The following is a 3,303-nucleotide window of genomic DNA, read 5'->3' as shown; positions in this document are numbered from 1 at the left end:
CCCCGCCGGCCCAGTCCCTCCCCCCCGCGCCCCCCCGCCGCTTGATCGCGCGGGCTTCTGCACTGAGCGGTTTTCGCGCGGCCCCTGGGCTGCGCGAAAACCGGGAGGGAAGAAGCCGGCTTGAAGCGGTCTCGCCCGCGTCGGCGGAGCCGACGCAAACAATTCAGCGCAGCATCGGCATGAGGTAGTACGTGAGGCTCACCTCCTGCGCCTCCGCCGACGTCAGGACGCACGCGCGGAGCCCCGGCTGGATCGACAGCCGCACGGTGGAGTCCGCGAAGGGCGCGAGGGCGTCCAGCAGGTAACGCGCCTGGAACGACGGCGAGGTGCGACCGCCGCAAACGTTTGCCTTCAGGGTTTCCTCGGCTTCGCCCGTGTCGGCGCGGGTGCTGGCGAGGCGGACGTGCGTGTCGCCCACCTCGAGGGTCAGGACGCGGCGGTCTTCGGCGTAGACGCCGACGCGGCGGATGGCCGCGGCGAGGGCGTCGGCGGGCAGCTCGACCTCCGTGTCGACGTCGCCGGACGGGATGGCGTCGGCCGACAGGAACCCCGCGTCGAGGACGGCGGTGGTGACGGTGCCGCCGGCCCAGGCCAGGCCGAAGTGGCCGCTGTCGGCTTGGAGGGTGAGGGTGCCGGTGGCGTGGCGCATGGCCTCGGTCAGCAGGCGCGCGGGCACGAGCACGTCGAGCGGCCCCCACACCGCTCGCAACGGCACGCGCGCCACGGCCATCCGGTAGCGGTCCGAGGCGGTGAGCACGAGCGTGTCACCGGAGCTCTGCACGCGCACGCCCGTGAAGACCGGCAGTGGATCGTCCTTCGCGGCCGTGCCCGCGACCGTGCGGACCGCGGCCGCCAGGAGCTCCCCGTCCACTTCGGACAACCGAGGTGGCTGCGCGGGCTCCACGCGCGCACCCCGGTCCAGCAGCGGCAAGGCGAAGCGCGCCCCTTCCACGCGCACCGCCAGCCGGCTGCCTTCGTCGACCAGGCGCACCTGGTCGACGTCCAGCATCTTCAGCGTCTCGGCCAGCGGTGCCGCCGGTACGAGCACCTCACCATCGTTGTGGGACGTCGCCGGGCACGCCAAGCGGACGGACAGGTCGCGGTCGCTGCCGGCGACCTCGAGCCCGTCCGCGTCGGTGCGCAGCCGCAGCGCGGCCTGCCGCGGGAGCAGGCGCGCGGCGGCGTTCACGGCCGTGGACAGCGGCCGTGCCGGTGACGTCAGATCCATGCCCGCGAAGCTAGCGCGGGCCACCGACAAAAACCGACTTCGATGCCACTGACCTGCTGAGACGTCAGTGGCGGGCGCCCACGAGCTCACCCGAGTCGGTGGGCTCCGCGGCCGGCGCGCGCACCGTGCCGCGCATCAGCCACACCACGATCGCCAGCGCCACCCCGGCCACGCCGGCGGCCAGGAACGACGCGCTCGGACCCGAGTGCTCGACCAGGTAACCGCTCACCGACTGGCCCGCGGCCAGCCCCAGCGTCACCGCCGTGAGGACCCAGCCGAAGGCCTCCGCGGCCGTACCGCGCGGCGCGACGGTCTCGATCGCCGTCGAGTGCGTGGTCGACTGCGGCGTGATCAGCGCGCCCGCCAGCAGCATCAGCAGCGCCAGCGCCCACAGTGACGACGGCAGCGCCAGCAGCGCCACCAGCGCGCCGAACCCGCCCAGCAACGCGGGCAGGCGCAGGCCCAGCCGGCGCGGCCACGGATGCAGGCTGTACGCCACGCCGAACGCCACCGACGTCAGCGACCACGCCGAAAGCAGCAGCCCGCTCAACGCCGCGTGGCCGGACTCCGTCGCGGCGGCCGGCACGGCCACCTCGACGAACCCGATCACCACACCGAAGCCCAGCGCGGCCACGGCGAGCGTCCGCATGCCCGGGCTCGCCAGCGCACCCAGCAGCGGTGTCTTCGCGCGCGGAGCAGGACCCCAAGCGCGCACGGCGGGGCTCAGCGCGAACACCGTCGCGCCGGTGACCATCGCCGCGGCACCCACGACCATGCCCGTGCCGGCCCACGGCGCCGTGATCAGCAGGCCCGCGATGCCCGGGCCGAGGATGAAGAACACCTCCATGCTGATCGCTTCGTACGAGAAGGCCGCGTTGCGCGCAGGGCCTTCCGGAAGCAACTTCGTCCACAACGCACGCGAGGCCGATCCGATCATCGGCTCCGACAGACCCGTGGCGGCGGCCAGCGCGACCAGCAGGAATGTCGGCGCGTGGGCCTCGATCGCCAGGGCCAGGGCGACCATCGACAGCGCGAACATTCCCACCGTGACCAGCAGCGGACGCGTCGGCCCGTAGCGGTCGATGAGCCGCCCCTGCACCACCGCGCCCACGGACACGCCGGCGAGCGAGCTGGCGGAAACCAGCCCGGCGGCGGCGAACGAGCCGGTTTCGCGCTGCACGTAGAGCAGCGCCGAGATGCCGATCATCGCGATCGGCAAGCGGGCGAGCACCGACGCGACGACCGGGCGGCGAGAGCCGGGGGCCCTCAGCGCGGCATGGTAGTCGGCGAGTGTAGTGCGACCTTCGGAGCGAGCAGAGTGGGACACGCGTACCAGTATGCCTGCGAGTGGTACGGAAGTACCAGTTGTTTTCCGGTCAGGTGCGTCACCTCCATCGAACGGCTTTGGTTACGCCGCAGAGGTCTCGATCCCGTAACGCTCTATGGATTCTCAGTGAACTCGTGCAACGAAACGGCCGAAGCGGCGTCCTTGAGAGTGAATGGCCTTGAATTCGTGGGTAGTGGCCATGATGGTTGAGAAACAGCACATCCCAGCTCCCTCCGGCATACGGGTCGGGGCCTGAACCGGAGGGCGGGGAGCGCGGATCGTCGGGGGATGGTCCGCGCAAGGCAAGGAGCCGGTGCGCCACGTCGGGGGTGGCGCCCGGCTCCCTGTCTTTGGCGTCGGCTCCGCCGACGCGTGCGGGATCGCCTCAAGCCGATGTCTTCGCTTCTGCTTTCGCCGGCTGGGGCCGTCAAAAGCAGAAGCGAAAACACCGGCGCGATCCCGCCGGGTGGTCCACTCAGTTTCCCTGCCGTGGAAGAAAAACGCGCCGCGACGCGACCACGCCACTGGGATGCCGCTCGTGTGGGGGACGCCCATAAAGTCTGGAGCCCAGCTGTAGCCCCAAAAGCCTCAGAAGCGACGAAAGCCACCCGGCGCCGGTAGGGCGAGGGTGGCCTCCGTTCAACGAAGAGTGGGGGCGTGGTGACTGCAGCCGCGGGATCGCGCCGGCTTCTGGACTGAGCGGTTTTGGGGGGGGGCCCGGGGGGCGGGGGGAGACGGGGGGGGGGAA

General features: G+C 71.8%; 2 protein-coding genes. Both read right to left on the bottom strand.

What is annotated here, in order from left to right; genetic code table 11:
- Positions 1-163: 163 nt before the first annotated feature.
- Positions 164-1,228 carry a DNA polymerase III subunit beta gene (locus ABZU76_RS51550; RefSeq protein ID WP_354885865.1) on the bottom strand — a complete coding sequence of 355 codons (1,065 nt, stop codon included), beginning with the start codon at positions 1,226-1,228 and terminating at the stop codon, positions 164-166.
- Positions 1,229-1,292: 64 nt separating this feature from the next.
- The gene (locus ABZU76_RS51545; RefSeq protein ID WP_354885862.1) at positions 1,293-2,555 is read right to left on the bottom strand and encodes an MFS transporter; all 1,263 of its coding nucleotides are present in this window, start codon (positions 2,553-2,555) and stop codon (positions 1,293-1,295) included.
- Between the last annotated feature and the right edge of the window lie 748 nt (positions 2,556-3,303).

Source organism: Amycolatopsis sp. NPDC005232 (assembly GCF_040607795.1).
GTDB lineage: Bacteria > Actinomycetota > Actinomycetes > Mycobacteriales > Pseudonocardiaceae > Amycolatopsis.
The sequence above is the reverse complement of the archived record's forward strand: the minus strand, read 5'-3'. Positions and strand labels throughout refer to the sequence as shown.